The organism is Streptomyces sp. NPDC088746 (genome assembly GCF_044751065.1).
GTDB lineage: Bacteria > Actinomycetota > Actinomycetes > Streptomycetales > Streptomycetaceae > Streptomyces.
Genome location: NZ_JBIVLA010000001.1, coordinates 1,339,965 through 1,365,887, shown reverse-complemented (window position 1 = coordinate 1,365,887; position 25,923 = coordinate 1,339,965). Strand labels below are relative to the sequence as shown.

25 protein-coding genes and 3 pseudogenes are annotated in these 25,923 nt (G+C 70.0%); 16 read left to right on the top strand and 12 right to left on the bottom strand.

What is annotated here, in order from left to right; translation table 11 throughout:
• Positions 1-109: 109 nt before the first annotated feature.
• The gene (locus tag ACIP63_RS06420) at positions 110-769 is read right to left on the bottom strand and encodes a hypothetical protein (protein WP_401511956.1); all 660 of its coding nucleotides are present in this window, start codon (positions 767-769) and stop codon (positions 110-112) included.
• A 315-nt stretch (positions 770-1,084) separates the two neighbouring features.
• Between ACIP63_RS06420 and aac(3) the strand changes: the two genes are divergently transcribed.
• The 3 genes from aac(3) to ACIP63_RS06405 all read left to right on the top strand — a co-directional run bounded on the left by aac(3) (position 1,085) and on the right by ACIP63_RS06405 (position 3,604).
• Positions 1,085-1,936, top strand: coding sequence for an aminoglycoside 3-N-acetyltransferase (aac(3), locus tag ACIP63_RS06415; RefSeq protein WP_401512287.1), 852 nt, complete (start codon positions 1,085-1,087; stop codon positions 1,934-1,936).
• A 96-nt stretch (positions 1,937-2,032) separates the two neighbouring features.
• Positions 2,033-2,401, top strand: a complete 369-nt coding sequence (locus ACIP63_RS06410; protein ID WP_401511954.1) for a hypothetical protein — start codon at positions 2,033-2,035, stop codon at positions 2,399-2,401.
• 120 nt (positions 2,402-2,521) lie between these two features.
• Positions 2,522-3,604 carry a tyrosine-protein phosphatase gene (locus ACIP63_RS06405; protein ID WP_401511952.1) on the top strand — a complete coding sequence of 361 codons (1,083 nt, stop codon included), beginning with the start codon at positions 2,522-2,524 and terminating at the stop codon, positions 3,602-3,604.
• 1 nt (position 3,605) lies between these two features.
• On the opposite strand, the gene ACIP63_RS06400 is transcribed toward ACIP63_RS06405, so the two are convergent.
• On the bottom strand, positions 3,606-4,604 hold the full coding sequence (locus tag ACIP63_RS06400; protein ID WP_401511950.1) for a MarR family transcriptional regulator: 999 nt from the start codon (positions 4,602-4,604) through the stop codon (positions 3,606-3,608).
• A 361-nt stretch (positions 4,605-4,965) separates the two neighbouring features.
• Positions 4,966-7,179 carry a HelD family protein gene (locus ACIP63_RS06395; protein ID WP_401512286.1) on the bottom strand — a complete coding sequence of 738 codons (2,214 nt, stop codon included), beginning with the start codon at positions 7,177-7,179 and terminating at the stop codon, positions 4,966-4,968.
• 257 nt (positions 7,180-7,436) lie between these two features.
• On the opposite strand from ACIP63_RS06395, the gene ACIP63_RS06390 reads away from it, so the two are divergent.
• The 7 genes from ACIP63_RS06390 (at position 7,437) to ACIP63_RS06360 (ending at position 13,046) form a co-directional block, all read left to right on the top strand.
• Positions 7,437-8,453 carry an ABC transporter ATP-binding protein gene (locus tag ACIP63_RS06390; protein WP_401511948.1) on the top strand — a complete coding sequence of 339 codons (1,017 nt, stop codon included), beginning with the start codon at positions 7,437-7,439 and terminating at the stop codon, positions 8,451-8,453.
• Positions 8,450-9,262 (top strand): ABC transporter permease, encoded by an 813-nt coding sequence (locus ACIP63_RS06385; protein WP_401511947.1) that lies wholly within the window; start codon positions 8,450-8,452, stop codon positions 9,260-9,262. Before ACIP63_RS06390 ends, ACIP63_RS06385 begins: the two co-directional genes overlap by 4 nt.
• Positions 9,263-9,310: 48 nt before the next feature.
• A complete protein-coding gene (locus ACIP63_RS06380; protein WP_401511945.1) occupies positions 9,311-10,531 on the top strand; it encodes a sensor histidine kinase in 1,221 nt (406 codons plus the stop codon).
• Positions 10,528-11,133, top strand: a complete 606-nt coding sequence (locus tag ACIP63_RS06375; RefSeq protein WP_401511944.1) for a DNA-binding response regulator — start codon at positions 10,528-10,530, stop codon at positions 11,131-11,133. Before ACIP63_RS06380 ends, ACIP63_RS06375 begins: the two co-directional genes overlap by 4 nt.
• 89 nt (positions 11,134-11,222) lie before the next feature.
• Entirely contained in the window at positions 11,223-12,455 is a 1,233-nt protein-coding gene (locus ACIP63_RS06370) for an MFS transporter (RefSeq protein WP_401511943.1), read from the top strand.
• 154 nt (positions 12,456-12,609) lie between these two features.
• On the top strand, positions 12,610-12,813 hold the full coding sequence (locus ACIP63_RS06365; protein ID WP_401511941.1) for an asparaginase: 204 nt from the start codon (positions 12,610-12,612) through the stop codon (positions 12,811-12,813).
• An 80-nt stretch (positions 12,814-12,893) separates the two neighbouring features.
• Positions 12,894-13,046, top strand: coding sequence for a hypothetical protein (locus tag ACIP63_RS06360; protein WP_401511939.1), 153 nt, complete (start codon positions 12,894-12,896; stop codon positions 13,044-13,046).
• 309 nt (positions 13,047-13,355) lie between these two features.
• Here the strand turns inward: ACIP63_RS06360 and ACIP63_RS06355 are convergent.
• Together ACIP63_RS06355 and ACIP63_RS06350 are read right to left on the bottom strand one after the other, a co-directional pair.
• Positions 13,356-14,144: pseudogene (locus ACIP63_RS06355) on the bottom strand (serine/threonine-protein kinase); the annotation flags it as partial.
• Between the two features lie 114 nt (positions 14,145-14,258).
• Positions 14,259-14,945, bottom strand: a pseudogene (locus tag ACIP63_RS06350) (SPFH domain-containing protein); the annotation flags it as partial.
• Between the two features lie 283 nt (positions 14,946-15,228).
• Between ACIP63_RS06350 and ACIP63_RS06345 the strand changes: the two are divergent.
• From ACIP63_RS06345 to ACIP63_RS06330, 4 genes and pseudogenes are all read left to right on the top strand, one after another.
• Positions 15,229-15,693, top strand: a complete 465-nt coding sequence (locus tag ACIP63_RS06345) for a hypothetical protein (protein ID WP_401511938.1) — start codon at positions 15,229-15,231, stop codon at positions 15,691-15,693.
• A gap of 79 nt (positions 15,694-15,772) precedes the next feature.
• Positions 15,773-15,897 (top strand): annotated as a pseudogene (locus tag ACIP63_RS06340) (oxidoreductase); the annotation flags it as partial.
• 211 nt (positions 15,898-16,108) lie between these two features.
• On the top strand, positions 16,109-16,981 hold the full coding sequence (locus ACIP63_RS06335) for a DUF1963 domain-containing protein (RefSeq protein WP_401511936.1): 873 nt from the start codon (positions 16,109-16,111) through the stop codon (positions 16,979-16,981).
• 202 nt (positions 16,982-17,183) lie between these two features.
• Positions 17,184-17,585 (top strand): VOC family protein, encoded by a 402-nt coding sequence (locus ACIP63_RS06330; protein ID WP_401511934.1) that lies wholly within the window; start codon positions 17,184-17,186, stop codon positions 17,583-17,585.
• A 174-nt stretch (positions 17,586-17,759) separates the two neighbouring features.
• On the opposite strand, the gene ACIP63_RS06325 is transcribed toward ACIP63_RS06330, so the two are convergent.
• The 6 genes from ACIP63_RS06325 to ACIP63_RS06300 all read right to left on the bottom strand — a co-directional run bounded on the left by ACIP63_RS06325 (position 17,760) and on the right by ACIP63_RS06300 (position 23,908).
• Positions 17,760-18,626: a helix-turn-helix domain-containing protein gene (locus ACIP63_RS06325; RefSeq protein ID WP_401511933.1), complete on the bottom strand. Its 867-nt coding sequence runs from the start codon at positions 18,624-18,626 to the stop codon at positions 17,760-17,762.
• Positions 18,627-18,869: 243 nt separating this feature from the next.
• Positions 18,870-19,265: a thiol-disulfide oxidoreductase DCC family protein gene (locus tag ACIP63_RS06320; protein WP_401511931.1), complete on the bottom strand. Its 396-nt coding sequence runs from the start codon at positions 19,263-19,265 to the stop codon at positions 18,870-18,872.
• 158 nt (positions 19,266-19,423) lie between these two features.
• The gene (locus tag ACIP63_RS06315) at positions 19,424-20,506 is read right to left on the bottom strand and encodes an HTTM domain-containing protein (protein WP_401511929.1); all 1,083 of its coding nucleotides are present in this window, start codon (positions 20,504-20,506) and stop codon (positions 19,424-19,426) included.
• A gap of 133 nt (positions 20,507-20,639) precedes the next feature.
• Positions 20,640-21,170: a DUF5819 family protein gene (locus tag ACIP63_RS06310; protein WP_401512284.1), complete on the bottom strand. Its 531-nt coding sequence runs from the start codon at positions 21,168-21,170 to the stop codon at positions 20,640-20,642.
• Between the two features lie 371 nt (positions 21,171-21,541).
• A complete protein-coding gene (locus tag ACIP63_RS06305; RefSeq protein WP_401511927.1) occupies positions 21,542-22,876 on the bottom strand; it encodes an ice-binding family protein in 1,335 nt (444 codons plus the stop codon).
• 561 nt (positions 22,877-23,437) lie between these two features.
• Complete coding sequence (locus tag ACIP63_RS06300; protein ID WP_401511925.1) at positions 23,438-23,908, bottom strand: ATP-binding protein; 471 nt, start codon at positions 23,906-23,908, stop codon at positions 23,438-23,440.
• Positions 23,909-24,063: 155 nt separating this feature from the next.
• Here ACIP63_RS06300 and ACIP63_RS06295 point away from each other — a divergent pair, with 155 nt between their 5' ends.
• Both ACIP63_RS06295 and ACIP63_RS06290 read left to right on the top strand, forming a co-directional pair.
• Positions 24,064-24,912: a helix-turn-helix domain-containing protein gene (locus ACIP63_RS06295; protein WP_401511923.1), complete on the top strand. Its 849-nt coding sequence runs from the start codon at positions 24,064-24,066 to the stop codon at positions 24,910-24,912.
• Entirely contained in the window at positions 24,909-25,100 is a 192-nt protein-coding gene (locus ACIP63_RS06290) for a DUF397 domain-containing protein (RefSeq protein ID WP_401511921.1), read from the top strand. The genes ACIP63_RS06295 and ACIP63_RS06290 overlap by 4 nt, the downstream gene beginning before the upstream one ends.
• Positions 25,101-25,174: 74 nt before the next feature.
• Here the strand turns inward: ACIP63_RS06290 and ACIP63_RS06285 are convergent, their stop codons facing one another.
• Positions 25,175-25,879 (bottom strand): nucleotidyltransferase domain-containing protein, encoded by a 705-nt coding sequence (locus ACIP63_RS06285; protein ID WP_401511919.1) that lies wholly within the window; start codon positions 25,877-25,879, stop codon positions 25,175-25,177.
• Positions 25,880-25,923 lie beyond the last annotated feature (44 nt).

The following is a 25,923-nucleotide window of genomic DNA, read 5'->3' as shown; positions in this document are numbered from 1 at the left end:
ACCTCGGCAGGAGCACGTCAAGACATCGCGCACACTTCGGCCTCCGGGCCGTGCGCAGACACGGGCGGCCCGCCCGGCCGGGCGGGGCGGGCCTGCCGTCGACGCGCCGTCAGGCCTTGCTGGTGCAGATCGCGTCGTACGGGCGTCCCGGGCTCGGGAAGAGCTCGATCGGGTTGTCGGCGTTAGCCGGGCACTCCTCGGCGGTCTTGGTCAGGGCGAGGACCTTGTTCCCGCCGCTCGCGCAGGGCACTTCCTTCGCCTCGTCGCTCACGCAGTCGCCCACCACGAGCTGCCCGCCGCCCGCGCCCGCGTCCCCGGGGTGGTCGCCGGAGAGGTTGCGGCCGCAGATGGTCTTGCTGGGGATGCCGCTGGTGGCGGCGTCCCCGCCGAAGGACACCTTCACCGAGATGATCTCGTCGGTCCCGGCCGGGCACTCGACGGCCCCGGCGAAGATCTCGCCGTCCTTCACCGCGAGCGCCTTGATCGTCGCCTTCGGGTCGTCGCAGTCGAGGCCCTGGAAACCGTCCTTCGACTGGCTCGTGTCCGGGCCCGCGCAGTCACCGACCTTCCAGTCCCTGGACTTCTGGCTGCTGCCCTTCGACGACCCGCTGCCGCTGTCCGACAGCGGCCCGCAGGCGGTGGCGGCACCGAGCGCGACCGTGACGATCAGGACGCCTTTCGCGCAGTCCCGGAGAACCCTGCGAGTGCCGCGCGTCGACGGGGAACCGGGGCGGCTGTTACGGGGGCTCGTACTGCCGTGGGCGGTCATGCTGCTCCTTGGATACGTGGCGTGTTCCGCACGGCACCCGTTGTGACCCGCGCGGCAGTTCGGGCGTGAGGACGGCCGAACCGCGCGACGCGGTTCCCGGGATGCGCCAAGCGGTCGGGATCGGCACGGAGCCGGAACGGAACGGTCGCCGGGGACCGTGTTACGCCACGGAAGCGGGCCCGCACCGCGCCGTCCGCGCCCCGCAGGCGGGCACGTGGACCACTGGTACCTTCTGGGCGCAGCCCAAGTGCTCTCCCGTACCGCTCACTTCACGAAGACGGACCGAGTGAACAAGTGACCGCACCCGAACCACCCCTGGACGCCCTGCTCGCGCGTGCCGACGGCCCAGTCACCCGTGGCAGGCTCGTCCGCGATCTGACCGCGCTGGGTCTCGCCGAGGGCGACACCGTCATGTTCCATACGCGGCTGTCCGCCATCGGTTACGTGTCCGGCGGCTCCCAGGCCCTCATCGGCGCCCTGCGGGACGTCGTGGGGGAGCGGGGGACCTTGATGGTGACCTGCGGCTGGAACGACGCCCTGCCGTACGACTTCGCCGCCTGGCCGCAGGCCTGGCGGGACGCCGTACACGCAGAACATCCGGCGTACGAACCTGAGTTGAGCGAGGCGGACCATGACAACGGCCGCCTCCCCGAGGCGCTGCGCCGGTGGCCCGGGGCCGTCCGCAGCCGGCACCCCGACGTGAGCTGTGCCGCGCTCGGTGCGGCCGCCGTCGAGCTGATGGCCGACCACCCGTGGGACGACCCGCACGGGCCCGGCAGTCCTCTGGCCCGGCTGGTCGCCCTGGGCGGGCGGGTGCTGATGCTGGGCGCGCCGCTGGAGACCCTCACTCTCCTGCACCACGCAGAGGCGCTCGCCGAGGCACCGGGCAAGCGGTTCGTGGAGTACGAGCAGCCGGTCCTGGACAGCGACGGGCGGCGGGTCTGGCGCCGCTTCCGGGACATCGACTCGTCGAAGGGCGCCTTCGACTACTCCACCGTCTCGCCCGAGGGCCAGGACCCGTTCGAGACGATCGCCCAGGACATGCTGGCCGCCGGGATCGGCCGCAGGGGCAGGGTCGGAGCCGCCGACAGCCACCTCTTCGAGGCCGAGGAGGTCGTGCGTCACGGCGTCGCGTGGATCCAGGAGAGACTGGGCGGCGCCCGGTAGAGGTCTTGCTCGGGCGGCGGACCGCTCGCTCGGTCCGCCACCGCATGAGTACGCGTACGGGTGGTGCCGTGCGGCCGCTCCGCGCATCCTGTCCGGATGACCGACGCCGGCACGAACACCGCGCGGCACACGCGGCGCAAGGTTGTCACCGACCTCGTCGTCACGGCCGTTCTGCTGCTCCCCCTCGTGATCATGCTCTGGTACGGCGCCACCGACGCGCTCCAGCACAAGAGCGCCACCGACTGGCAGGCCAACCACGAGACGAAGCGGGCCCTGCGGCGGAGCGCCCTGCTGATCACCGGTCTCCCGGTGGCGGGGGCCGTGTGCGGCTGGACGGTCGCCACGCTGCGGGACCGCCCCACCGGTCTTCCCGCCGCGAGGGGTGCCCTGGCCGGGGCGGTCACGCTCTGGGCGAGCGGCATCGTGCTGGTCCTCACGGCGTTCCACGGCCTGACGGGCCGTTAGCAGGGACGCGTGCTTCCGCACCACACCCGCCGCGCGGCGGAGCGCGGTGTTCGGTTCGCCTTCCGGCTGCGTTCACCAGCCCTTACGGCAGCACACGTCGGGCCCTCCGATCATCAGCCCATGACGCACATGACTCGTGTAAAGGCCTCCTCCTGCGCCCTGGCCGCCGCGCTCCTCGTAGGGATCACCGCTCCCGCGGTCTCGGCGCACGGCGCCCCTGCCGGTCCCGCGCAGGGATCGCACGCACGCATCCCGTTCACGCAGGCCGAGGTGACGACGTCGGACGACGGCTCGTACACGGTGGAGTGGAAGGCGCCCGGCACAGGCCGCGTCGCCGTCAAGGCGAACGGGCGCACGGTGGCCTCCGGCGGTGCGGCCGGCAAGGTCACCGTGCGGGGGCTGCCCGCCGCCGACCGCCAGTGGTTCGACCTGGTGCCCGAGCGCGGCGGCTCCCTGCGCCTCGCCGACCGGCTCGTCGCGCTCGAAGGAACGGTCAACTTCCGTGACGCGGGCGGCTACCGCACCGCCGACGGCCACTGGGTGAAGATGGGCGAGATCTACCGCGCCGACGCCCTGGACAAGCTGACCACCGCCGATCTGGCGAAGCTGCGGCGGCTGTCGATCCGTACGGTCCACGACCTGCGCACGGAGTCCGAGCGCTCCGCCGCGCCCGACCGCGTCCCGGCGGGTGCCACGCACGTCGTGGCCGACGTGCTGGCGGGGTCACCGGCCTTCACCGAGATGCCGACGACCCCGGAAGAGGGCGTCGCGATGATGGTCGAGGGCGAGAAGTTCATGGTCGGCGGTGACACCGCCAAGGCCGCGTACCGGACCGTCTTCGGCGGCATCGCGGACGAGGACTCGCGCGCCGTCGTCTTCCACTGCACGGCGGGCAAGGACCGCACGGGCTGGGCGAACGCGGCCCTGCTCACGGCGCTCGGCGTCCCGCGCTCCACGGTCATGGAGGACTACCTGGCCTCCAACGACTACCGCGCCGAGGCCAACGCGGCGGCGCTCGCCTCGATGCCGGCCGAGCAGGCGGCGGTGTACAAGCCCCTGCTGGACGTGCGCGCCGAGTACCTCAACTCCGGCTTCGACGAGGTCGGGAAGGAGTTCGGGTCGTTCCGCGCGTACGAGAAGAAGGCGCTCGGCCTCGACGCCAAGGACATCCGTGAGCTGAAGCGGGACCTGCTGGTGGGCTGAGTCAGGGCGACTTGAGCAGGTCCCTGAGCCCGGCGGTGAACGCCCGCACGTCCTCCTCGCTCGGCCGTCCCACGGGCACCTCGGGCGCCGCGTCCGCGTCCGGCAGGCGGCACGGGCGGCAGAGGCCGTCGGGGAGGGCTTCCGGGCGGCCCGGGGTGCCGCACTTCGTGCACTCCAGCATCACGCGGTGTACGGGCACACCCGGTGCGGGCGGCGCGGGGGCGGCGGGCACGTGCGCCGGGAGCTTGTCGGTGAGGCGGCGGCGCACCAAGCCGACCGGGGAGCCGACCCGCTCCGGAAGCCCGGCGGTGAGGGCCTGCGTGAGGTAGTCGGCGTCCACGCCACGGTCGAACCACGCGGCGGCCAGGGCCTCCAGGACCGCGCAGTCGGCGGCGGACAGCGTCAGGCGGGAGTCGACGCGGCCCAGCCGCGCCAGCGCGAGATAGGCGGGGGAGGGCTCGGCGGACGCCGCGACACGCTGCGCGGGCACGACGGGCGCGGCAGGCACCACGGGCGCCGCAGGCACCACGGGCGCGGCAGGGGCGGGCTCCGGCGGTGCGGGGGTCTCCGCAGGGACGCAGGGCTGCGCGGCGGTGGCCGCCGGGGTGACCTCGGTGGCCGCCCACCACTCGTTGTCGCGGGCCGTACGCGACCAGAAGGTCCGCGAGACCCAGCGGACCTGCCCCTGCTCGCCGACGAGGCACCGTACGCGGCGCAGATATCCGGCGGTCGCCAGAGCCTTCAGGGCCGAGCCGACGGCCTGCTGGCCGTACAGCGGGAGCTGCTTGGCGAGGCTCTTGACGTCCATCGAGGCGCCGTCGGGGAGCTGGTCGATGAACCCGGCGATGTACCGCTCGCGGGCGGGCAGCAGGGCGAAGTCTTCGACGGTGCGCGGGAGTTGGTCGGGCATGGTGCGCTTGCCGTAACCGGGTTTGGCCATCGGGTACGGGCGCGAGGCTGCGGGGGCGCGCAGGGCGAAGTTAAGGTGCTCGGTAGCCACGGGATCGCTTCTTTCGATCTTGCGGTCAGACCCCGGTCTGGTGTGCCAACACCGTGCCGGGGTCGCTTTGTTCTCGCACCGTAAGCAGTCGCCACGCTCCGCCGCAAGTCGGTCACAATTAGTCATACTTGCTGGCCGTGACGGGTCGGGGAGGTCGGGGAGGTTTTCCCAAACCCCCTTCTTTCCCTACCGGTTAAAGGCAGCGCTCGAATCCCGGCCCTCGAATCCCGACGCCCGGATCCCGAAGCTCGGGCGCCGGGCGGAAGCCGCGATTCCGGGCCCCGAAAGTGTGAACGGGCCCGTCCCGGCGCTCGGATCCCGGGTCCCGGGCTCCGAGCGCCGAGGCGGGCAGGGACGCCCGTCACCGCAGCGACGCGGGCAGCTCCTCCCGGTGGACGATGCCCAGCCGCTGCGTGGCGCGGGTCAGTGCCACGTACAGGTCGCTCGTCCCGAACCTCCCGGGCTCCACCACCAGCACGTTGTCGAATTCGAGCCCCTTCGCCTCGCGCGGGCCCAGGAGCACCACGGGACGGGTGAGGTCGGGTTCGGCGCCCGGGGTGATCCCGCCGAGCGGGGCCGCGATCTCGTCGTGCAGCTCGCGCGGCGCGATCACCGCGAGGCGGCCCTCCTCGGGCGTCAGCTCCTCGACGGCCCGCGCCACCGCGCCCGCCAGGTCGGCGCCGGTGTCCCGCGTCCACGGGGTCTCGCCCGTGGACCGCACCGATCCGGGCGGCTCGAAGGTCGGGTCCTCGGCCTGTATCACCCTGGCGGCCAGCTCCATGATCTCGGCGGGCGTACGGTAGTTGACCCCCAGCCGCACATGCTCGAAGCGGTCGCCGACGTACGGCTCCAGGATCCTCTCCCACGAGCCGATGCCCGCCTCCTCGGACGTCTGCGCCGGGTCACCGACCAGGGTCAGCGAGCGGGTCGGCGACCGGCGCATCAGCAGCCTCCACGCCATCGGCGACAGCTCCTGCGCCTCGTCGACGATGATGTGCCCGAACGCCCAGGTGCGGTCGGCGGCCGCGCGCTCGGCGGCGCTGCGGTGGTCGGCCTCCTCGTGCCGCTCCGCCATCCGCTCGGCGTCGATGATGTCGTGGGCGGCGAGGACCTCCGAATCCTCCTCGTCCTCGAACTCGTACGTCTCCGAGCCCCGGGACAGCTCCAGGACACCCTGCGCGTAGGCGACCCGCTCCTGGCGCTCCGCCTCGGCGGCGGCCCGCGCGGCGCTGTCGTCGGACCCGAGCAGCTCGGCGGCCTCGTCGAGGAGCGGCACATCGGCCGGGGTCCACTCCCGGTCGCCGGGAGCGCGCCGGATCGCCTGCGCGTCCTCGTCCGGTACGTACACCGGCTCGGTCAGATAGTCGGCGAGGAAGTCCTCGGGGGTGAGCAGCGGCCACAGCTCGCCGATCGCCGCGTGCACCTCCTCGCTCGTGGCGACGCTCTTGCCGAGCTGGGCGACGTCGTCCGGGCCCAGGAAGTTGGGGCCGCCGTACGGGTCGGCGCCGATGCGTTCGGTGAGCTGCCTGGTGAGCGCGTCGATCACCTGGAACGTGAAGTACGGGCGGGCGAGGTTGTGCGGCAGTCTGGTCTCGCGGGCCGACTGCCGTGCCTCGTAGGCGATCTCCCAGTCGAGGATCAGGTCCCCGTCGTCGTGCGGGATGACGACGGGCGCGCCCGGCTCGGGCAGCGCCTGCCGGTCGCGTACGGCGAGGGCGAGGGCCTCGGCCATCCCCGCACCGCCCTTGACGGCTGCCGCGCGGGGGCTGTCGGTGGCGCGGGCGTGGACCCCTGGGAAGAGCTCGGCCTGGGTGGCGAGCATGACGCCGGTCTCGCCGAGCGCGGGCAGGACCTCGCCGATGTAGCGCAGGAAGGCCGGGTTGGGGCCCACGACCAGAACCGCGCGCTTGGCCAGCAGCTCACGGTGTTCGTACAGCAGGAACGCGGCCCGGTGCAGCGCGACCGCCGTCTTGCCGGTCCCGGGACCGCCCTCGACGACGAGGACACCACGGTGCGGGGCGCGGATGACGCGGTCCTGCTCCGCCTGGATGGTCCGCACGATGTCGCCCATGCGGCCGGTGCGGGCGGAGCTCAGCGCGGCGAGCAGCACGGCGTCACCGCTCGGGTCCTCGAAGCCGCTGCGCTCGTCGTCCCCCAGGTCGAGGATCTCGTCGTGCAGCTCGGTGACCGTGCGGCCCTCGGTGGTGAGGTGTCTGCGCCGGCGAAGCCCCATCGGCGTATGCCCGGTCGCGAGATAGAAGGGACGGGCGACCGGTGCCCGCCAGTCGATCAGAAGGGGCGTGTGCTCGGTGTCGTCCTCACGAATTCCGATACGGCCGATATGGTGCGCCGCGCCGTCGCGGAGATCGATCCGGCCGAAGCACAGCGAACCGTCCACCGCATTCAGGGCGGCCAGCAGGCCGGAGCGCTCGGAGACGAGCACGTCACGTTCGAGCCGGGCCTGCAGGCCGTTCCCCACCGGCGTCAACGCCTCCTCGACGCGCTGAGCGGTGACCCCGCGCAGCTCGTCGACACGGTCGTAGAGCCGGTCGATGAATTCCTGCTCCTTCTGCAATTCGACGTTTCCGCGAGTTGACAAAATCGCTCCCTGCCGGATATGGTGTTTCTAGTGGCCCCCGCTGAGGGGCCTTTTCTGTGGGCACACAGAACCACTCAATATACGTGAGGAAATCCCCGTTCCGCAATTGTGGAACGGGGATTTCCTGTGTCCAGCGGTATGACGCCTGTCATGCGTCCCCATGACAGGCGTCATACGGACCCGATGACACACCGCACTGCCGTCCGCCCCGTGTCGCCGGGAGTGTGGAGGACATGAACGCAGTCATCGAAACCATCGGACTGAAACGGAGCTACCGGGGCTTCGAGGCCGTACGCGGCATCGACTTCACGGTCGCCCGCGGAGAGCTCTTCGCCCTGCTGGGGACCAACGGCGCGGGCAAGACCTCCACGCTCGAACTCCTGGAGGGGCAGGACCTCCCCACCGGCGGGACCGTCCGGGTGCTCGGCCATGACCCGTTCCGCGAGCGGACGGCGGTGCGCCACCGCATCGGGGTGATGCTCCAGGAGGGCGGCTTCCCGCCGGAACTGACGGTCCTGGAGACCGTACGGATGTGGGCGGGCTGCACGACCGGCGCACGCCCCGCCGACGAGGCCCTCGAACTGACCGGTCTCTCCGGCCGGCGCGCGGTGAGGGTCAAGCAGCTCTCCGGCGGCGAACGCCGCCGCCTGGACCTCGCCCTGGCCCTGCTCGGCCGGCCCGAGGTGCTGTTCCTCGACGAGCCGACGACGGGCCTGGACGCCCAGTCGCGCCGGGACACCTGGGAGCTGATCCGCGAACTCAAGGCCCAGGGCACGACCGTGCTCCTCACCACGCACTACCTGGAGGAGGCCGAGCAGCTCGCCGACCGGCTGGCGATCATGCACCAGGGGCTGATCGCCACCACCGGGCGGGTGGCCGACGTGGTGGCCGAGCGCCCCTCCCGGATCAGCTTCCAGCTGCCCCAGGACCGCTTCCTCGGCGAACTGCCGCCGCTCGCGCCGATGGGCGTGACCCGGCACTCCGACGAGGGAGGGACCGTGCGGCTGGAGACCCGGGACCTCCAGCGTACGACCACCGAACTGCTCACCTGGGCCCACCACGCGGGCGTCGCGCTGCACGCGCTCGACGCGCGTTCCGCATCGCTGGAAGAGGCCTTCATGGAGATCGCCAAGGGCTTCGACGACTTCGACGACTTCGACGACTTCAAGAACGCCGAGAACGCCGAGAACGCCGAGAACGCCGAGAACGCCGAGAACGCCGAGAACGCCGAGAACGAGGGGACACGATGACGACGACCGCGAGCGTGACACGACCGGGGACGACCGCGCCCGCGCGGAGCGGTTCCGCCGCCCGGCTGGCCGCCCTCGGCCGCGCGGAGCTGACCCTCCTGCTGCGCAGCAGGGCCGCCCTGGTCACCGCACTCCTCGTGCCGGCCGTCACCGCCTTCTCGATGCGCGGCATGGTGAAGGGCCTGGACCTGGGCGGCACCGGTCTGTCGATCGCCACCGTCCTCCTGCCCGGTTCACTGGGGCTGGCGCTGATCTTCTCCGTCTACTCGAATCTGGTCGGTGTGTACGTCACGCGCCGCGAGAGCCTCGTGCTCAAGCGGTTGCGTACGGGCGAGGTGCGCGACTGGGAGATCTTCGCGGGCGGAGCGCTCCCCGCCCTCATGCTGGCGCTGGTGCAGTGCGTACTGCTGATCGTCGGCCTCACGGTGGTCCTGGACGCACCCGCACCCGCCGCGCCGCATCTGGTGGTCCTCGGCCTGCTGGTGGGGGTGGCGATGCTCGTGGCCGCGAGCGCGCTGACCGCCGCGGTCACCCGGACGGCAGAGAGCGCGCAGCTCACCTTCCTGCCGTTCTGGCTGGTGAGCATGGTCGGCTCCGGGATGTTCGTACCGCGTGGGGTGCTGCCGGGCGTGGCCGGCGACATCAGTGCCTGGCTGCCCTTCTCCCCGGTGATGGACCTCCTCCAGGGCGGCTGGACGGGCGGCCTCGGCGGCGTGGACCAGCTCCGCCTGCTGCTCGCCGCCCTGGCCTGGACGGGTGTGGCGGCCCTCGGAGTGCGGCAGTGGTTCCGTTGGGGCCCGCGCGGTTGACGGCGCACCCTAAACCACGCGGGCGTACGGACGAGGAAGTTGGGGACCATGAGCACCATGAGCGTGGAGGACTGGGTGGAGAGGCTCGGCGGCCCGGACGGCCCCAGCCGCTACCGCCGCTACGCGGTGAGCAGTGTCGGCTTCATGTCCGTCTGCGAGGTGGGGCTGTGGACGGTCTGGGTCGTGCGGGGCGACTTCGGCGTGCTGGTGCCGGCGACCGTGCTCGTGCTGGGCGTCACGCACGCAGGAGTCCAGCTCCTGCTGTGGCGCTCCGCCCTCTACCACTACCTCGCCCTCGGCCCGCGGCCCCACCGGCTCGTGGTGGTGTACACGGCCGTGACCCTGGCCATGGCGGCCTGGGGATGCCTGCTGCTGTCGTCCGGCCGCATCGAGGACAACGACCTGACGGCCTACATGCTGTGGCTCCTCATGTTCTACGCCGGACCGCCCGTGCTGGGGCTCGGACCCCGCGCGGGGGCGGCCCTCGTGGCGGTCGTGTCGGTCGCGTCCCTGGCAGGGGCGGCGATGGCGGGGCTGTCGGGCGAGACCCTGGTCCTGCTCATCGGCGCCACCGCGGTCATGGTGCCGTTCATGGCCGCCGCGTCCCTGGCCTCCGGCTGGGGCGTCCGGCTCGTCGAGGAACTGGTGGCCGCCCGCGAGACGCAGGCACGCCTGGCCGTCGCCGAGGAACGCCTGCGCTTCGGCCGCGACCTGCACGACGTGCTCGGCCGCAACCTCGCGGTCGTGGCGCTCAAGAGCGAACTCGCCGCACAGCTCGCGCGGCGCGGCCGGCCCGAGGCGGTCGACCACATGGAGGAGGTGCAGAACATCGCGCGGGAGTCCCAGCGGGAGATCCGCTCGGTGGTCCGCGGCTACCGCACCGCCGACCTCCACACCGAACTCGCCGGAGCACGCTCCGTCCTGGAGGCCGCGGCCATCGACTGCCGCATCGAATACGGACCCGCCGACCGTCTGCCCGCCGACGTGCAGTCGGGCCTCGGCTGGGTGGTGCGCGAGGCGACGACCAACGTGCTCCGCCACGCGCCGGGCGCGTCCCGCTGCACCATGTCACTCCGTACGGCGGGTCCGACCACGGCCCTGCTCGTGATGGAGAACGACGGCGTGTCCGCAGCCGAACCCGGCACCGGCACGGGCCTGGCCGGACTGAAGGAGCGCCTGAGCGCACTGAACGGCACGCTGGCCTTCGAACAGCATTCCGGCGGAGTATTCCGCCTCACCGCGCGCATCCCCTGGGAGGAAGCCGAATGATCAGGGTCCTGTTGGCGGACGACGAGCACCTCATCCGGGGCGCGCTCGCCTCCCTCCTCACCCTGGAGGACGACATCGCCGTCGTCGCGGAGGCCGGAACCGGCGACGAGGCCCTGGCCATGGCGACGGCGCACCGCCCGGACGTCGCCGTGCTCGACCTCCAGATGCCCGGCCTCGACGGCGTGGCGGTCGCCGGCCGGCTGCGCACCGACGTGCCCGGATGCGCCGCGATGATCGTCACCAGCCACGCCCGGGCAGGGGCCCTGAAACGCGCGCTGAGCGTGGGGGTGCGCGGCTTCGTACCCAAGACGGTCTCCGCGCAGCAGCTGGCGCAGATCATCCGGACCGTCCACACCGGCGGCCGCTACGTCGACCAGGAACTCGCGGCCGACGCCATCGCCGCCGGCGAGTCACCCCTGACACCCCGGGAGGCGGAAGTCCTGTCGTACGCCGAGGACGGGGCCCCGGTCGCGGACATCGCCTCCCGCGCCTCGCTGTCCAGCGGAACCGTCCGCAACTACCTCTCGGCCGCGGCGATGAAGCTCGGCGCGGAGAACCGGCACGTCGCCGCCCGCATCGCCCGCGAGCACGGCTGGCTCTAGAGGCCCTCCGCAGTGGAGTGTACGTTTGTACATACTCATCCGGGGGCGGTGTCCGCCCGGCCGTGCACTCCTGAAAGAGCGCGTCACTGATGGACCTGGCCACACGCCGCCGCCGAGCGGCGCTGTTCCTCTTCTTCCTCATACCCGGCCTGTCGATCTCCTCCTGGGTGACGCGGACACCCGACATCAGGGACCAACTGGGGGTGTCGACAGCGGAGATGGGGCTCGTCCTCTTCGGTCTCTCCGTCGGCTCCATGCTCGGCATCCTCACCTCCGGGGCGCTGGTCGCACGCTTCGGCACCCGGCCCGTCATGGGCGTGGGAACCGTGCTGATCATCGCCGGCGCGGTGGCCATCGGCTGCGGTACGCCGCTCTCCTCCGCCCCCACCGTCGCCGCCGGTCTGTTCCTCTTCGGGGCGGGGATGGGCGGCGGCGAGGTGGCCGTCAACATCGACGGCGCGGAGGTCGAGCGGATCACCCGCCGCACCGTACTGCCCACCCTGCACGGCTTCTTCAGCCTCGGCACCGTCGTGGGGGCCTCGCTCGGCATCCTGTGCACCGCCGTCGGTTTCCCGGTGCAGTGGCACCTGACCGCCATGGCCCTGGTCACGGCCGGGATGTGCGCGTACGCCATCCGCTCGATCCCCGCCGACGTCGGCAGGACGAGGAAGACCCGGCCGTCCGAGGACGGCACCACGCTCGCCCGCCCCGAGGTCTGGAAGGACCGCCGTCTGCTGCTGATCGGCGGCATCATCCTCGCGATGGCGCTGGCCGAGGGCGCCGCCAACGACTGGCTGCCCCTGCTCATGGTCGACGGCCACGGCGTCGACCCGGCCCTGGGATCGGCCGTCTACGCGGGCTTCGCCGCCGCCATGACCCTCGGCCGCTTCTGCGGCGGCTTCTTCATCGACCGCTTCGGCCGCGCCCCCGTCGTCCGGGCCAGCGCACTGTCCGCCGCCCTCGGGCTCACCCTCGTCATCTTCGCCGACTCACCCGTCCTGGCGGGCGCGGCCGTCCTCTTCTGGGGCCTGGGCGCCTCGCTCGGCTTCCCCGTCGCCCTCTCGGCGGCGGGTGACTCGGGCCCCGACCCGGCGGCCCGGGTCAGCCTGGTCGCGATGATCGGCTACATCGCGTTCCTCGTCGGGCCTCCCGGGCTCGGCTTCCTCGGCGACCACTACGGGCTGCGGTCCGCGATGATCGTCGTCCTCGCGTTCGTCGCCGTGGCCGTCTTCCTCGCCCCCGCCATCGGCACCCACCACGCGAAGGCCACCGCCCCGACACCCGAACCCTCCCGCGACCAGGCGCCGGCGACGGAGAAGTAGCCGCGAGCGCCCGGCCGTTCAGCTGCGTACGACGACGGGCTCCTCCGCCTGCGCGGCGGTCGGCACCGCATCCTCGGCGCTCCGGCGGACCGGCGCTCCGGCGGACCGGCACTCCGGCGGACCGGCGGACCGGCACCTGGCGGGCGATGCCGAAATGAGGGGCGTACGCCATGGTGGCGACACCCAGGTCGCGGCGACGGGCATCGACGGCTGCGGCGCGCCGCTGTTCGCCGTCAGTCTGCGCGGCCTCACCCGGGCGTTCTGCCGCTTGGCCTCGACACCGGAGGGGAGCCTCGAACACCGCGTGGCCCGGGCGATGAGCGCGCACCCGCGCCACGTTCGGTGGCACCGGACGTGACGTGACGCGCCTCATGGGCAGTGCCGGGCACTGTGGCTGGCTCGATCAGGCCCACGTTCTGAGGGCGGTGGACCCAGGGCGTGGCCCGTGGCCCGCCGGGCCCCCTGGGCGACGTACTGGAGCGCCGCCGACTGGTGAGCGGGCTGCTCGCCCTGAGCGCCGTCGCTCTCCTGGGCGCCGCGGCAGCCCTTTCGCTGGTGCGCCGTACGCCTCGGTCGCGCTGGTCGGGGTGACCTCCGCCGTGGCGCAGATCGTGGTGCCGATGGCCGCATCGCCGGCCGCCGACCATGAACGCGGCGCGGTGGTCGGCACGGTCATGAGCGGCCTGCTCATCGGCATCATGCCCGCGCGGCCCGGGGACGCGGCGGGTCGACTCTTCCTTGAGTTGTCCCGTGCACGCGACGAGGGTCGCGGGCCGGGCAAAGCCGGGCGCCGGTGCGTCGATCGGCCACTTCAAGGCGTCGCTGGGAAGTTACGGACACCCAAACCACCCGAAACCGGACCCACGCGTGTCCGCAACCTCCCACCGACCAACTGACCAGTCAGGTGGTGGGAGCGTTGTGGAGGTCGATCATCGTGCGGATGGGGGGCGGCAGCCAGTCGTCGGACTGCTGGGGGATCCGGGTGAGCTGTTCGAGGACGTCCGTGCTGGTCGGGCGCTCAGCCGGATTGCGGGCGATGCAGCGGGTGATGACGGAGACGAGGGTCGACGGCAGGAGTTCGAGGGCCGACTCGAGGGTCTGGCCCTCCGGGAAGGGGACCGCTCCGGCCGCGTGGCAGAGCACCATGCCGTAGGCGTAGATGTCGCCGGCGGGGGTGCTCGCCGCACCCTCCTTCTGCTCCGGTGCCAGGAAACCCTGCGTGCCGACGATGAAGTTGGTGCGGGTCAGCGCGGTGCTGTCGAAGGCGCGTGCGATTCCGAAGTCGATGACACGCGGGCCCGTCCCGGAGATGATGATGTTCCCGGGTTTGAGGTCGCGGTGGATGATGCCACAGGAGTGAATCCCTTCCAGTGCCTCGGCGATACCGAGGGCAAGGGTGTGGAGGGTCCTCGGGGGCATCGCGCCGTGCTGTTTGAGTACGTCATGGAGCGACGGGCCGGGAATGTACTCGGTCACCAGCCACGGGTGTTCGCTGTTCGCGTCGGCGTCCACCACGGCGGCGGTGTGGAATCCGCCGACACGGCGTGCGGATTCGATCTCGCGGGCGAACCGCTGCCGGAATGTCGGGTCGGCGGCGAACTCGTTGTGGATGACCTTGACGGCGACCATGCGCTCGCCGGGTGACCTGCCGAGGAAGACCGTCCCCATGCCTCCCTGGCCCAGCCTCGCCGTCAGGTGGTACCGGCCGATGCGGCGCGGATCGTCCTTCCGCAGCGGCTCGTGACCGAGCTGCCGGGGCACGAGGACGGGAGCCGGCGGAGCGGCGGGGGCCGGAACGGCGGGGGCCGGCGCGTTCCCGGGGGCGAGGATCGCGGCCACGTCCCGCTGCGTCTCCGCATCCGTCAACGCGGCCCTCCTGGCGCCCTCCGCGATGAGGATGGCGGACTGCCTGCTGCCCTCGGCGGCGAGGATCGTGGCGCGCTTGTCCCGGTCGGCGCGCAACTCCATCTCCATCGCCTCCTGGATGGAGGCCGGCGGGTCGATGGACTTGACCTCGACACGGTTGACGACGATGCCCCACTTGCCGGTGGCTCCGTCGAGGGCTCCGCGCAGGGCCGCGTTGATCTCCTCGCGGGAGGCCAGTGTGCGTTCCAGGTCCATGCCGCCGACGGCTTTGCGCAGCGTGGTGACGGTGAGCTGCTCGATCGCCTGGATGTAGGCGGCGACTTCGTAGGTGGCGGCGCGGGGGTCGGTCACCTGGCAGTAGATCACCGTATCGATGCTGATGACCAGGTTCTCCCGGGTGAGCACGGGCTGGGGCGGGAAGGAGATGACCTGTTCGCGGAGGTCGATCCGATTGCGTACGGAGTCGAGGAACGGGACGACGATGTGCAGCCCGGCACCCAGCGTGCGGGCGTAGCGGCCGAAGCGCTCCACGATGGCGGCGGTGGCCTGCGGGACTACGTGGACCGCCTTGACCAGGGCGAGGAGGAAGAGAAGAGCCACGACGACGAGGACGATCAGCCCCACCGTGCCCCATGCATCGGTGTTTTCCGTCGACTCCGCGCTGAAGTGCTCCACCCTGAGCCCCCTGCTCCTCGGGCATTCCCACGTCGGATGATGCCGCGCCCCAGTCTTTCAGAAGTGCATGGTGGTGATCCGTCAGTTCCAGAACACGCTTCGAATTCCGGGCCACGGGGGGCCATATTCCGACTTTGTCACAGCAGAGCAACCGCTCCGCACGTCGCCGGAGTTACCTCCACCTGCTGGATACGGTCCCCCGGAATCACTGGTGAATCATGAGGGGGTTTTCATGAGGTTCAAGCGTGCGGGCCGGGTCGGTACGACAGGCGCGTTGGTCGCCGCGTCGCTCGGAGCGTCGATCGTCCTCACTCCGTCGTCCGCATCCGCGGAGAGCGCCTGGGAGTGCTACGGCACCCAGGTCAAGCGCTGCGCCGCCGTCTGGTGGGACGAGACGGCCGACACCTACCGGGCGCGGGCGAAGATCACCGACGTCGCGGGTGGCGGCAGCTACCAGGTCAAGGTCATCGACGTGAAGCTCCAGCGCTTCAGCGGCAACGGCTGGGTGACGCTGCGTACCACGCAGGATCACGACGGCTGGAAGGACACCGAGGACCTGGCCGGCACCACCGCCGTCGACCCGTGCAGGTGGCCGACGTCGAGTTTCGGTGTGGTGGCGACGTTCAGCTGGAAGGGGGCGTCCTCGGGTGAGAAGACCTGGCGCCCCAACAACTCGTGGGCGCTGAACTGCGACTGAGTCGCCGTACGCGCCCGCCCCGCACCCCAGGTGCGGGGCGGACGCCGTACACCCGGCCTCCGTCCGTCCCGGACGCTCCGTGTTCGGCGCCCGGAGCACCGCGGACGACGTCCTGAGCGGGATCGACCTGTCCGGCAGTATCGCTCTCGTCACCGTGGCTGCTCGGGACTCGGCCTGGAGGCGACCCGCGCCCTGGCGGGCGCCTGACGGTCGCAGCCGAGCGGGTGGGATCCCATGTCGACGGACATGGGCTGCACCATCCGTTCCCCGGCGACGCGTGGCACTTCGAAGGCAGGACTGATCACGCTCCCGAAAAAGGACATGGTGGGCGACCACGCACATTCGCCACCTACAGCCCGTGCCCGGAAACGCCCCGATCGCACAGACGAGTTGGACACGGAATATCTTCTCGGGCATGGATCATGGGGGAGAGTTTCGTCGGGCAGCGCTTGAGTTGGGCATTACGGACGACGAGATCAGCAGGTTCAGTCAGCACCTTCGTCTGGCGATCGGATTGTCCGGGGGTGGCGATGGTTCTCCGGTCGGGCACATCGGTGGGGTGCCCCGGCTGCCGGTGGGCATGAAGTGGCCGTCCGCCGGGGACATTCCGCTGCCGTTGTTCCTTTCCGTCGATTGCGGGGCGCTTCCGAGGGTCGACGGCTTCGACCTGCCGGCGGACGGGACACTGCTCTTCTTCGTGCACCAAGAGATGGACTTCGGCGAATTGAGGGCCGACCCGGGGCAGTACGCGCGAGTCGTGTATGTACCGGAAGGCACCGAAACCGCGGTCGCGGAACCCCCCGGCTCCGTGTGTGTCGGCGAGCGGATCGACGTGTGCGCCGAGCTCAAAGCCTGTCTGCCCCTGTGGCTCGAGGAGGGCGAGGACGAGGACGAGGAGTGGCACGAGTTCTGGGAGGATCTCGAGTGGGACGACATGTCACGCTTCCAGCAGCAGTTGGCCCGGTACATGGAGCGTGAACTGCCGCACCTGGACGAACTCCGGTCCCTGGCCTACGGCCTCTGGTCGTCCAGCGCCTACCTCGCCATCGGCGGGTACGCCGACGACGAGTGGACGGTCGGCAGCATCGCGGCGAAGACCCTCGCGCAGGGGCAATGGTTGCCCTATCTGGACGAGGACGCATTCCGGCTGGCGCGCGAGTGGATACCCCTCGCCAATGAAGGACGGGCCCACGCGGAGTACTACACGAAATTCATGATCCGCCATGACGATCTGGCCGCCGCTCGGTGGGACCAGGCGCTCACCGTGACCATTTTCGACGCCCCGTGACCAGGCTCCACGCGCATCTGGCCCGGAGGGCCGGCGAAGGGCGTGTCATTTCCGGCCGGGCTTCCGGGCCGCCGAAGTCCGGGTCGGTGTGGTCCGGACTGGTGAACGGCGGGTGTGATCTCGCTCCCGGCCGGTCAGCGCCAGGACTACGCGTGGACGGAAGTGCAGAGATCATTTACGGGTCAGATCCTAGGCTCGACCCATGCTGAAACTCGGAATCCCTGTCATCGGTGTCACGGACATCCCCCGCGCAGTGGCCTTCTGGACCGAGGCGCTGAACCTGGTCGTCGCCGAGGAGTGGGCGAGCGACACATGGCGGACACTCCTGCACCCGGACGGCTCGGGCCGGGCCCTCGGCCTGATGCAGAGCGCATCCCCGGCCGAACCGCGCCCCCGTATCCACCTGGACCTCTTCACGGACACGGCCGAGGAACAGCAGGCGGAGGTGAAGCGCCTGATCGGCCTCGGCGCGCAGAGCGTCGACTGGGACCTGTACCCGCCGGACCCCGACTTCGTCGTGCTCGCCGACCCGGACGGCAACATCTTCTGCGTGGTGGACCTGAGCCACGCACCCAGCGGCAGCGGACAGGAGCGGACACCCTGACCAACCGGCCCCGCCGTCTGCCGGCCGCTCGGTGACACGGGTACCTGGAAGGTTCCTGGTACCCGTGACCGGCGTCCGCCCTCACGATGGGCGATGTCGCAGCGATGGCGAAAATGTGGCCTCTGCTGAAGACGTCGGTACGGGGGGAGGGCCGTCATTCGCTCCCTCGCCAGTTCACGGGGTGGCGCCGTCGTGGCTCGCGATGATGCCGGAGATGAACTGGCGGGTGCTCTCGGAGCTGAGCGCCTGGGCCTGCAAGTGAGCGTACATATGCGCGTAGTGCTCCAGGTCGGAGCGCTTTTCCAGAAAGAGGTCGCTGGTCGATCCTTCGAGGTACACCACCCCTGCTCGGGGGTTGTCCTCGAAGCTCAGGATCGAGAACTGCCTTGCGGTGCCCGGAAGGGCACCCGCACTGTGCGGGAGTACCTGCACGGTGATGTGCGGTTCGGTGCTCAGTGCGTTCAGGTGCTCCAGCTGTTCACGCATGAGGCTGGGGCTGCCGACCACTCGACGCAACGTCGATTCGTCGAGAATGACTTCGAGGCGCAGCGGATCGGTGAGGTCGTAGATCCGGTGCTGGCGGCGCAGTCGTACCTTCAGCCGGTTGGAAACCTGCTCAGTGGTGAGGAGAGGGATCGTTTCCTCGATGACTGTCTGGGCGTAGGCGGGGGTCTGCAGCAGGCCGGGGATGACCATGGGCGCGAAGCAGCGGATGGAGGCGGCGTCGGTCTCCAGGCCGATGTAGATGCTGTAGGGGATGTCGCCGTAGGTGTTCCACCAGCCCCGTTGTGCGGACTCTTCCGCCATCCGCATCAGGGAGTCGAGTACCTGCTGGTCGGTGACGCCGTAGACGGCGCACAGGTCACGGACGTCGCGGGGGCTGATGGCGCAGTGGCCGTTCTCCAGGCGGCTGATCTTCGGCTGGGAGATCAGGAGGCGTCGTGCGACCTGCCCGCCGGTCAGCCCGCTGTCGATGCGCAGTCGACGGAGCTCGGCTCCTAGACGGCGCTTCCTGACGGTGGGGTTCGTCCTCGTAACCACGGGCAGTACATCTCCGGGTGTAATGGGCGCCCCGTGCTCAACAGGCGCCCAAGATCGACAGCTTGAGCGCATTCTGCATCGCTGTGTCGAGGTGTTGTACAACCGCGTGGAGGAGTCCACCCGCATGGCGTAACTAACGCTGAGTAATATTCTCTTTGTGAAGGAGGGGTGCGCGGGACTTCGGTCGGCGACTGCGGAGCGTCCTTCATGTACCCATGAGCAGCCCGTCACCAGGGGGAACGGTCAGCTCGCTCGGTGTTCGGCCGGCATCGCGCAAACCGGTGAGCCGCCAGGTAGTCGGTCACGGTGGGTAGCGATGATCCGGTAGATGCCGTGGGCGACCCACCGGACCGGTGGCAGGGTGAGCAGCCCGCCGGGCCAGGCCCAGATGCCACCTGCGCTCAGCAGGAGTCTGGCAACGGCCTGCGCGCCGCCGTACACGGTGCCCTTCGACGAGATGTACAGGAGTTCGTGCTGGGCCCTCCGCCGGGTGATGCCGAGGGCGTCGAGGTCTGTGAACTGCCATGGTGCGGCCGCGCACTTGGGCCGCAGCCGCCGCATGAGGTAGGCCGCCGACGTGGTGCAGAAGGCGCAGTCACCGTCGTAGACCAGCAGGGGGAGTGCAGATTGCTGGGGCATGGCTCATCCTGTCCGAGTGAACTTCCCCGTGCGGGGCGCTGGTCGGCAACTGCGCGCCCCGTGGAGGTGGGTGGTCGGGCCGACTGCGTGCGGTATCGGGCGGGTCGCCGTACGCGCTTCGCTGTAGTGGCGTCGTGCGAGATCGTGGTGCCGGGCGCTCAGCGCGGATCGGGGACCAGCGTGGCCTCGTCGGCGGAGGCGGGCCGCCCCCTCCCCGGAGCGGCCTGCTGCCCCGCGGTGGTCAGGCCGCCTCTGAGTTGTCCAGGTACGGGCAGGGAGCCCGGCCCTTCGGAAGCGCTGTGCCATGGCAGGCCGGCTCGCGCAGCCATGCGCCGGACGGAGCGGGCCAGGAACATGTAGAAGCGATCGGGGAGGAACGCGGCGTCGGCCACGATCATGGCCCCGGAGAACAGAGGAAGCCCCATGAGCACCGCGATGCCGATGTGCATACCCAGCAGCATGGCGAGTACGGGGTACTTCAGCCTGCCGAAAAGCACGAACGGAAAGGCGACCTGCAGAAGTACGGTGACGTAGCTGGCGACCGCGATCACGGTCGGGTACTGATCCACGAGGTGTGAGAGCGCCGGCCAGGGCTGGAAGAGTTCGAGGTTCAGCACGTAATGGATGGCGGTTCCCCCGCCCCACGAGGCGCCCTGGACCTTGTACAGGCCGGCGGCTCCGTAGAGGAGACAGACCTGGGCTGCGATGAGGAGGAGTCCACAGTTGTGCACCGCGGTCGTCAACGTGGTGCGTACGTCGTTCAGCTGCCGCAGCCAGAAGTTCTTCCTCGGTGCTGGTGGCGCCGTGCCCGCTCGTGCGGCGGCCCGCCGGGTTCTGCGCGCATCCAGCGACCAGCGACGGCCGCACGCGGTGAGAACGAGGTAGAGGGCCATCAACAGGATCAGGTTGTCTCCCCCGTCGGTCATGAAGATCGCCCTCGCGTGGAAGGAGACCACCACGACCGCGAACAGGACGGACATGACGCGGGTTCGCCAGCCCAGCGTGAACAGGACCGAGGTCACCACGGCCGCCGCGTAGCAGAGCTCGAAGTAGGTACGGCTGCCGGACAGAGTCAGGATGCTGTTCCATCCCGACTGCTCGAAGAGCTGCTGGGCCAGCTCCGGTGTCCACGGCGAACCGGGGCCCCAGATCTCGTTCCGGTGCGGGAACTCACGCAGGAGGAACGACAGATACAGCAGCCCGTACCCGATACGCAGAACCGCGGTCGCGTACAGAGACATCGGCCGGTCGGTAAGCAGAGCCCAGGATGCGCCGGCCCGCTCGCTCAGCCACCGGATGACGACTCCGTCCGCTGTCGCCTGTTGTGCCGGCCGGTTCGGGGTCACGGCCGGGGCCGGGGACGGGGGGAGTTGCTCAGTTCCCATGAGGGGTCACCTTCCACCAGGGCAGAAGCCGGTTCTCGACCGGGGCGGGCGGGCGCTTGGAAGCCGCCGTGCCGGGAGCCGCGATCGGCAGCGTCAGAACACGAAGCTGGATGAACTCGAACGGTCCGCTGTTGTGGTCCGCGAAACGCTCGGCGGCGATGTTGCGCAGGTACTGCTGCAGCATCACGGCCCGTTCCGAGCTCGCTCCGTCGTCGCCGCCGTGCAGTTCGACGTAGGTCGTCCACGCGCGGCGCAGCAGGTTCTGTGCCGTGTGGCTGGGGAACGCGTTGTGCTCGACTGCCGAAGAATCAACAGCGGCCAGGTCGAACCAGTCGCTCACCCGGACCGATCCATCGGGCGCGGTGTGCGATGTCCTCGCCAGGATCTGCCGGTTGACGGAGTCGGGATCCGGGGCGAAGAGCCGCCAGTTCTGCTCGAACAAGGGGTACACCCACGCGTTCACCTGCGGGCTGTACCGCTTCGAAACAGGATTCGCGGGTGCCACATGGAGAAAGACCATGGCGACATGAGTCAAAGCCGTCACCAGACACAGGAGCACCACGGTGAACAAACCCCGGTGCAGGGCACGGGCAGCTCTCGCCCGGTTCGGCGAAACAGCCTCATCGTCAGTGCCGGCGCCGGGCGGACCTGACTCGGACAGTTGAACTTCTTCCGTGTCCACTGCTTGCATGCCGCCTGACACCGCCCCACCAGTTGTTCTCATGCCAACTCTCGCAATTGAGCCCGTTGTCGCGAATACCACTGACGGCATGCGGCAGATTGAGGAACCTGCCGCATGCCGTCGACTGTCATCCAGTCATTCCGATACCTGCGGTCAGTCCCGAGGCCTGGCCCCCGTGACCCTCGGAACCGCCGCGCCAGGCCCGGGACCTAGCCGGCGTGACCCTCAGGGCCACCCTGCGCATCGGGCTTGTCCCCGTAGCCGTGGTGCTCGCCGTGCTTGTCGTCGCCGCCATGCCCGGGCTTGCCCTCGGGACCGTGGCCCGGCTTGCCTTCGGGACCGTGCCCGGGCTTGCCCTCGTGGCCCTTGTCCGGCCCACCCTCGTGACCGTTACCCGGACCGCCGTGGCCCGGACCGCCGTGGCCCGGACCGCCGTTACCCGGGCCGCCGTTACCCGGACCGCCCTGGCCCGGACCTTCATGGCCGGGGCCGCCGGGTCCACCACCGTGGCCGCCGGTGACGTTCCCCGCGGTGTTACCGCCGGTCGTGTTACCGGCGACGTTCCCCGAGGTGTTGCCGGAGATGTTCCCGGACGTACCGCCGGTCACCTGGCCGGCGACCAAGCCGCCGGTCGAGACGCCGCCAAGAAGACCGCCGACGGCGCCCGTCGTCGCACCGCCGGTCGTCACGCCACCCAGCACGCCACCCAGCACACCGGTCGTGCTGCCGGTCGTCGTGCCAGTGGTGGTCCCGGTCGTGGTTCCGGTGGTGGTGCCGGTTGTCGTTCCGCCCGTGGTCGTGGTCGAGCACGTACCGGGGAAGATCCGGTTGTTGTCGAGCGTCACCGCACCGTTGCGAGCCAGCGCACGGCCCTGGATGTTCGTCCCCGTGGTCACGCTGATCGAGGTCAGAGCCATGATCGTGCCGACAAACGTGGAGGTGGTACCCAGCGTGGCCGAACTGCCGATCTGCCAGTACACATTGCAGGCAGACGCGCCGTTCGTCAGAAGCACCCGGCTGGAGGACGCCGTAGTCAGAGCCTCAGGAATCTGGAACACCCAGACCGCGTTCGGGTTCCCGCCGGCGTCCAGAACCAGGTCACCGGTGAGTCCCACACCCGATGAAGCGGTGTACACACCCGGAAGCAGCGTGTCGCCGTTCCCGATACCCGCCGCAAGTGCGAAATCCGTGGCCTGGCCCGCAGCGTTGTTGTAAGCCACGACCAGATCGCTCTTGGCCTGCAGCGCCGCAGCGTCCGCGGAATGCACCGCACCGAGCACCTGCCCTGGCGGGAACCCGGAAATAGCCGTCCCCGGGCTCACCCCGAGATCCTGGCTGATGACCGAGGGCCCCGTGTTCGTGATCTCCGAACCCGCCAGAACGGAGTACGAGGCAGCCGTGCCCAACGGCACGGGAGTTGCGATGGCCAACGCCTGCGTAGGCGTTACAGCGACCATGACGCCGGCAACGGTCGCGGCAAGCCCCGAGGCAAACCAGCCGGACAAAGCACGGCGGGAAGCCAGCTTTGGGATCTTCAACTTCATCGAGAGGCCATTTCCTGTCGGAGAGTCCTGGTCCACGGCACACCCGGCCCAGCCAAACGTCCGGGCAGCCGTCACGTTGCCGCCGAATATTACGCACGAAATTTACGCACGAGGGACAAAGTGCCCTTGATTGCCGCGACAACGGCCCGCCAATAAAATGGAAATAGATTATTTTGCGGCGTGGATCATAGGTTCATTCACTCCAGTGCGCTCAATCCCTTAACTCGCATGACGCAACGCCGCAGGTGCTGAGGAAAGAAAAGCCGTCCTCGATCGCATCGTGCGGCCGTCCGCGTGAGAACAGAGAACTGCTGTCGCACGGGCGCGGCACGCCCGCGACCTCATCTCTCGCACAGACTCAACACATTCGTTTCGGCGGCCGCGCTGCCGGGTCGATCGATCGCCCACGACTGCTCAATTCGGGTAAAGGCCACCCAGCCCCTGGCAGGCGAGGGCTTGGCCGGCGACACGTCTGCGCCTGCCGGCCGCCTGCCACGGCCGCTACAAGTCCTTCTGCGAGTCGGCGGGCACCGCCGCGGCGGAGGTGGTGACGACGGCGGCCTATCGGGCGGCTCGCCCGCACGCAGGCTTTCCGGCCCCCGTGGACAGGGCGCACTCCGCCCAGACCGTCTTGCCGGGGCCCAGGCGGTCATGAACGCCCCAACGGGTGGCGAGGGCGTCGACGAGAATCAGCCCACGGCCGTGGTCCTCGTCGGAGGCCGGCGCGACGAGGGCGGGGCGGGCCCAGTGGGTGTCGGACACCTCGATACGGATGACGCCCCGGCCGGCGTCGTAACGGAGGAGCAGGGCGAAGTCCCGTCCAGGTACGCGGCCGTGCAGCACGGCGTTCGCGGCGAGCTCGGCGACCACGATGGTGACGGCGTCGTGGTCATCCGCACCGCGAGGGTGCCCCCACTCGACCAACTGCAGTCCGGCAAGCAGGCGCGCGAGGCGGGCTCCGCGCCGGGTGGCGGAGAAGCGCTGCACGAACAGGCGCGTGGTGGTGGGGGAAGGGGTGTGAGGGGCTGGCATGGACCCAGCCTGGTGGGGAGGGGGCCCTCGTGGCAGGCACGGCACCGATACAGATCGACTTGTACTGGTTCACGCGCTGGACTGGGAGGGTTACTGTACGTAACCCTTGCTCGTGGCCCACAGGCGGGCGCAGCGCAGGGGAGAGGTGACCGGGCATGGCTTCGGACAACGGCGGCGGGGGACACTGTGGCGAGCCGGAGTTGTCGGACAGCCTCAAAACATTCGGGGCCGTACTCAAGGCGCTGCGCGACGAAGCGCGGCTGACGCAGGAGCAGTTCGCGGTGCGGGTCGGGTACTCGGCGGCGTACATCGCCAAGATCGAGCAGGGCAAGCGATTCCCGCCGAGGGACCTGCTGGAGCGCTCGGAGGAGGTACTGGGAGCGGCGGCGGCGCGGGTGCTGGCGGCGGCGGCCAGGAGCTTGACGCGGAAGGTGGGGCTGGCGTCGTGGTTCTTGCAGTGGGCGGCTATCGAGGAGGACGCGGTCTCCCTCTTCTCGTACGAGTCCAGCGTGATCCCGGGCCTGCTGCAACCCGAGCCATACATCCGGGCGATTTTCGAGCGCCGCCTGCCGCCCCTCGCGCAGGAGCAGTTCGAGCATCAGGTCACTGCCCGGCTGGAGCGGCAACGTCTTCTGGAGGAGCGGCCGAACACGACGTTCAGCTTTATCGTCGAACAGGCGCTGCTGGAACGCCGCATGGGAGGCAACGAGGTCACACGGGACCTCTTCGACCACCTGCTCGCAGTGAGTCGTCTGCGGAACGTAGAGATTCAGGCCATGCCCCTGGTCCAGGAGGACCACTCAGGCTTCGAAGGCCCGCTCTCTTTGGCGGAGACGGCAGAGAACCGGTGGGTCGGATACGTCGAGGCCCACGACAGCAGCATGCTGATCACCGACCCGAAAGCCGCAAGCGCAATGCTTCAGCGCTATGGCAAGATGCGCTCGCAGGCTCTGAGCCACCAAGCCACCACGAGTCTGCTGGAGCAGATGCGAGGAGCGCTATGAGCCCTACCGAACTTGCTTGGTTTAAGAGCAGCTACAGCGGTGGTGGCGGTGGCAACTGCGTGGAGATCGCTGTTTCCCCCGAGGCTGTACTGGTCCGGGACTCGAAAGACATTCAGGGGCACGTACTGACTGTCTCTCCTCGCGCGTGGTCAGCGTTCGCAGGGCTGGCTGCCCGCTCGCGCGTCTGAGTAGCGGCTGCCCGGCTGTTCCTACCGTTCGCATTTCTGCGGGCGATGGCCCCCAAGGCTGCCTGCAACCAGCCTCAACTGCGGTAATACCCCGCCCACCGGAGACCGCCGGCTGACTCCAGGACTTCGTTCACCGCGTCCGCGAAATGGCCTTCTTCATCGGTCACGCCGGACATCACCGCAGCCGCGCCTGCTGTCAGACGTCTGTGCAATTCCGGTTCGGCGGCAGCGAGACGCCGTGAGAGCCACTTGCCACCGCCCAGCCAGTGCCCGCCCGTGAGCAAGGCCAACTCTGAGGCGCGCTCCAGGAGGTGCGCCACCAGGTAGGTCCGCTCCAAGGGGTCGGTGCAGCCGCGGAGGTCGTCCAAGGTGTCGGTGAGGGCGTACCGCCGGTCTTCCATTTCTGTCGCTGATGCGGGTGGCGGCCCCGCTGCCAACCGTTCCCGGGACTCCGCCTGTAGCGCAGATCCAAGTCCGTCCGCGTCGACCAGCAACATGCCGTCAGCGCACATGGCCAGCAGCGGCGATTTGCGAGCGGCCGTCTCTCGCTCAGCGAAGAGACGCCAATCGGCCTCCGTCTGGACGAACAACTCCACCGGCCAGCCATCGTGTATCAGGCTCTCCCGGAAGGGGGCAGGCGGGCCGCTCAGCAGCACCACGATGTCCAGGTCGGACATAGGCGTGCGGTGGTGTGTCAGGACGCTGCCGGCCAGGAAGGCGGCTCGGGCCGCAGGGAAACGGTCACGCACCAGCTCCTTGGCGATCCTCACATGATCCATCCTGACAGTGTGGCGCCGCGAGAGGCCCCAGGCACTTGGATTTC

Excerpts from the sequence above, each read along its gene's own strand:
- ACIP63_RS06305 (WP_401511927.1), bottom strand. The coding sequence starts at position 22,876 with ATGAAGTTGAAGATCCCAAAGCTGGCTTCCCGCCGTGCTTTGTCCGGC.
- ACIP63_RS06330 (WP_401511934.1), top strand. The coding sequence starts at position 17,184 with ATGCTGAAACTCGGAATCCCTGTCATCGGTGTCACGGACATCCCCCGC.
- ACIP63_RS06370 (WP_401511943.1), top strand. The coding sequence starts at position 11,223 with ATGGACCTGGCCACACGCCGCCGCCGAGCGGCGCTGTTCCTCTTCTTC.
- ACIP63_RS06285 (WP_401511919.1), bottom strand. The coding sequence starts at position 25,879 with ATGGATCATGTGAGGATCGCCAAGGAGCTGGTGCGTGACCGTTTCCCT.
- ACIP63_RS06320 (WP_401511931.1), bottom strand. The coding sequence starts at position 19,265 with ATGCCCCAGCAATCTGCACTCCCCCTGCTGGTCTACGACGGTGACTGC.
- ACIP63_RS06315 (WP_401511929.1), bottom strand. The coding sequence starts at position 20,506 with ATGTCTCTGTACGCGACCGCGGTTCTGCGTATCGGGTACGGGCTGCTG.
- ACIP63_RS06335 (WP_401511936.1), top strand. The coding sequence starts at position 16,109 with ATGGATCATGGGGGAGAGTTTCGTCGGGCAGCGCTTGAGTTGGGCATT.
- ACIP63_RS06365 (WP_401511941.1), top strand. The coding sequence starts at position 12,610 with ATGAGGGGCGTACGCCATGGTGGCGACACCCAGGTCGCGGCGACGGGC.
- ACIP63_RS06345 (WP_401511938.1), top strand. The coding sequence starts at position 15,229 with ATGAGGTTCAAGCGTGCGGGCCGGGTCGGTACGACAGGCGCGTTGGTC.
- ACIP63_RS06295 (WP_401511923.1), top strand. The coding sequence starts at position 24,064 with ATGGCTTCGGACAACGGCGGCGGGGGACACTGTGGCGAGCCGGAGTTG.
- ACIP63_RS06375 (WP_401511944.1), top strand. The coding sequence starts at position 10,528 with ATGATCAGGGTCCTGTTGGCGGACGACGAGCACCTCATCCGGGGCGCG.
- ACIP63_RS06420 (WP_401511956.1), bottom strand. The coding sequence starts at position 769 with ATGACCGCCCACGGCAGTACGAGCCCCCGTAACAGCCGCCCCGGTTCC.
- ACIP63_RS06290 (WP_401511921.1), top strand. The coding sequence starts at position 24,909 with ATGAGCCCTACCGAACTTGCTTGGTTTAAGAGCAGCTACAGCGGTGGT.
- ACIP63_RS06385 (WP_401511947.1), top strand. The coding sequence starts at position 8,450 with ATGACGACGACCGCGAGCGTGACACGACCGGGGACGACCGCGCCCGCG.
- ACIP63_RS06380 (WP_401511945.1), top strand. The coding sequence starts at position 9,311 with ATGAGCACCATGAGCGTGGAGGACTGGGTGGAGAGGCTCGGCGGCCCG.
- ACIP63_RS06300 (WP_401511925.1), bottom strand. The coding sequence starts at position 23,908 with ATGCCAGCCCCTCACACCCCTTCCCCCACCACCACGCGCCTGTTCGTG.
- ACIP63_RS06390 (WP_401511948.1), top strand. The coding sequence starts at position 7,437 with ATGAACGCAGTCATCGAAACCATCGGACTGAAACGGAGCTACCGGGGC.
- ACIP63_RS06405 (WP_401511952.1), top strand. The coding sequence starts at position 2,522 with ATGACGCACATGACTCGTGTAAAGGCCTCCTCCTGCGCCCTGGCCGCC.
- ACIP63_RS06410 (WP_401511954.1), top strand. The coding sequence starts at position 2,033 with ATGACCGACGCCGGCACGAACACCGCGCGGCACACGCGGCGCAAGGTT.
- ACIP63_RS06310 (WP_401512284.1), bottom strand. The coding sequence starts at position 21,170 with ATGGTCTTTCTCCATGTGGCACCCGCGAATCCTGTTTCGAAGCGGTAC.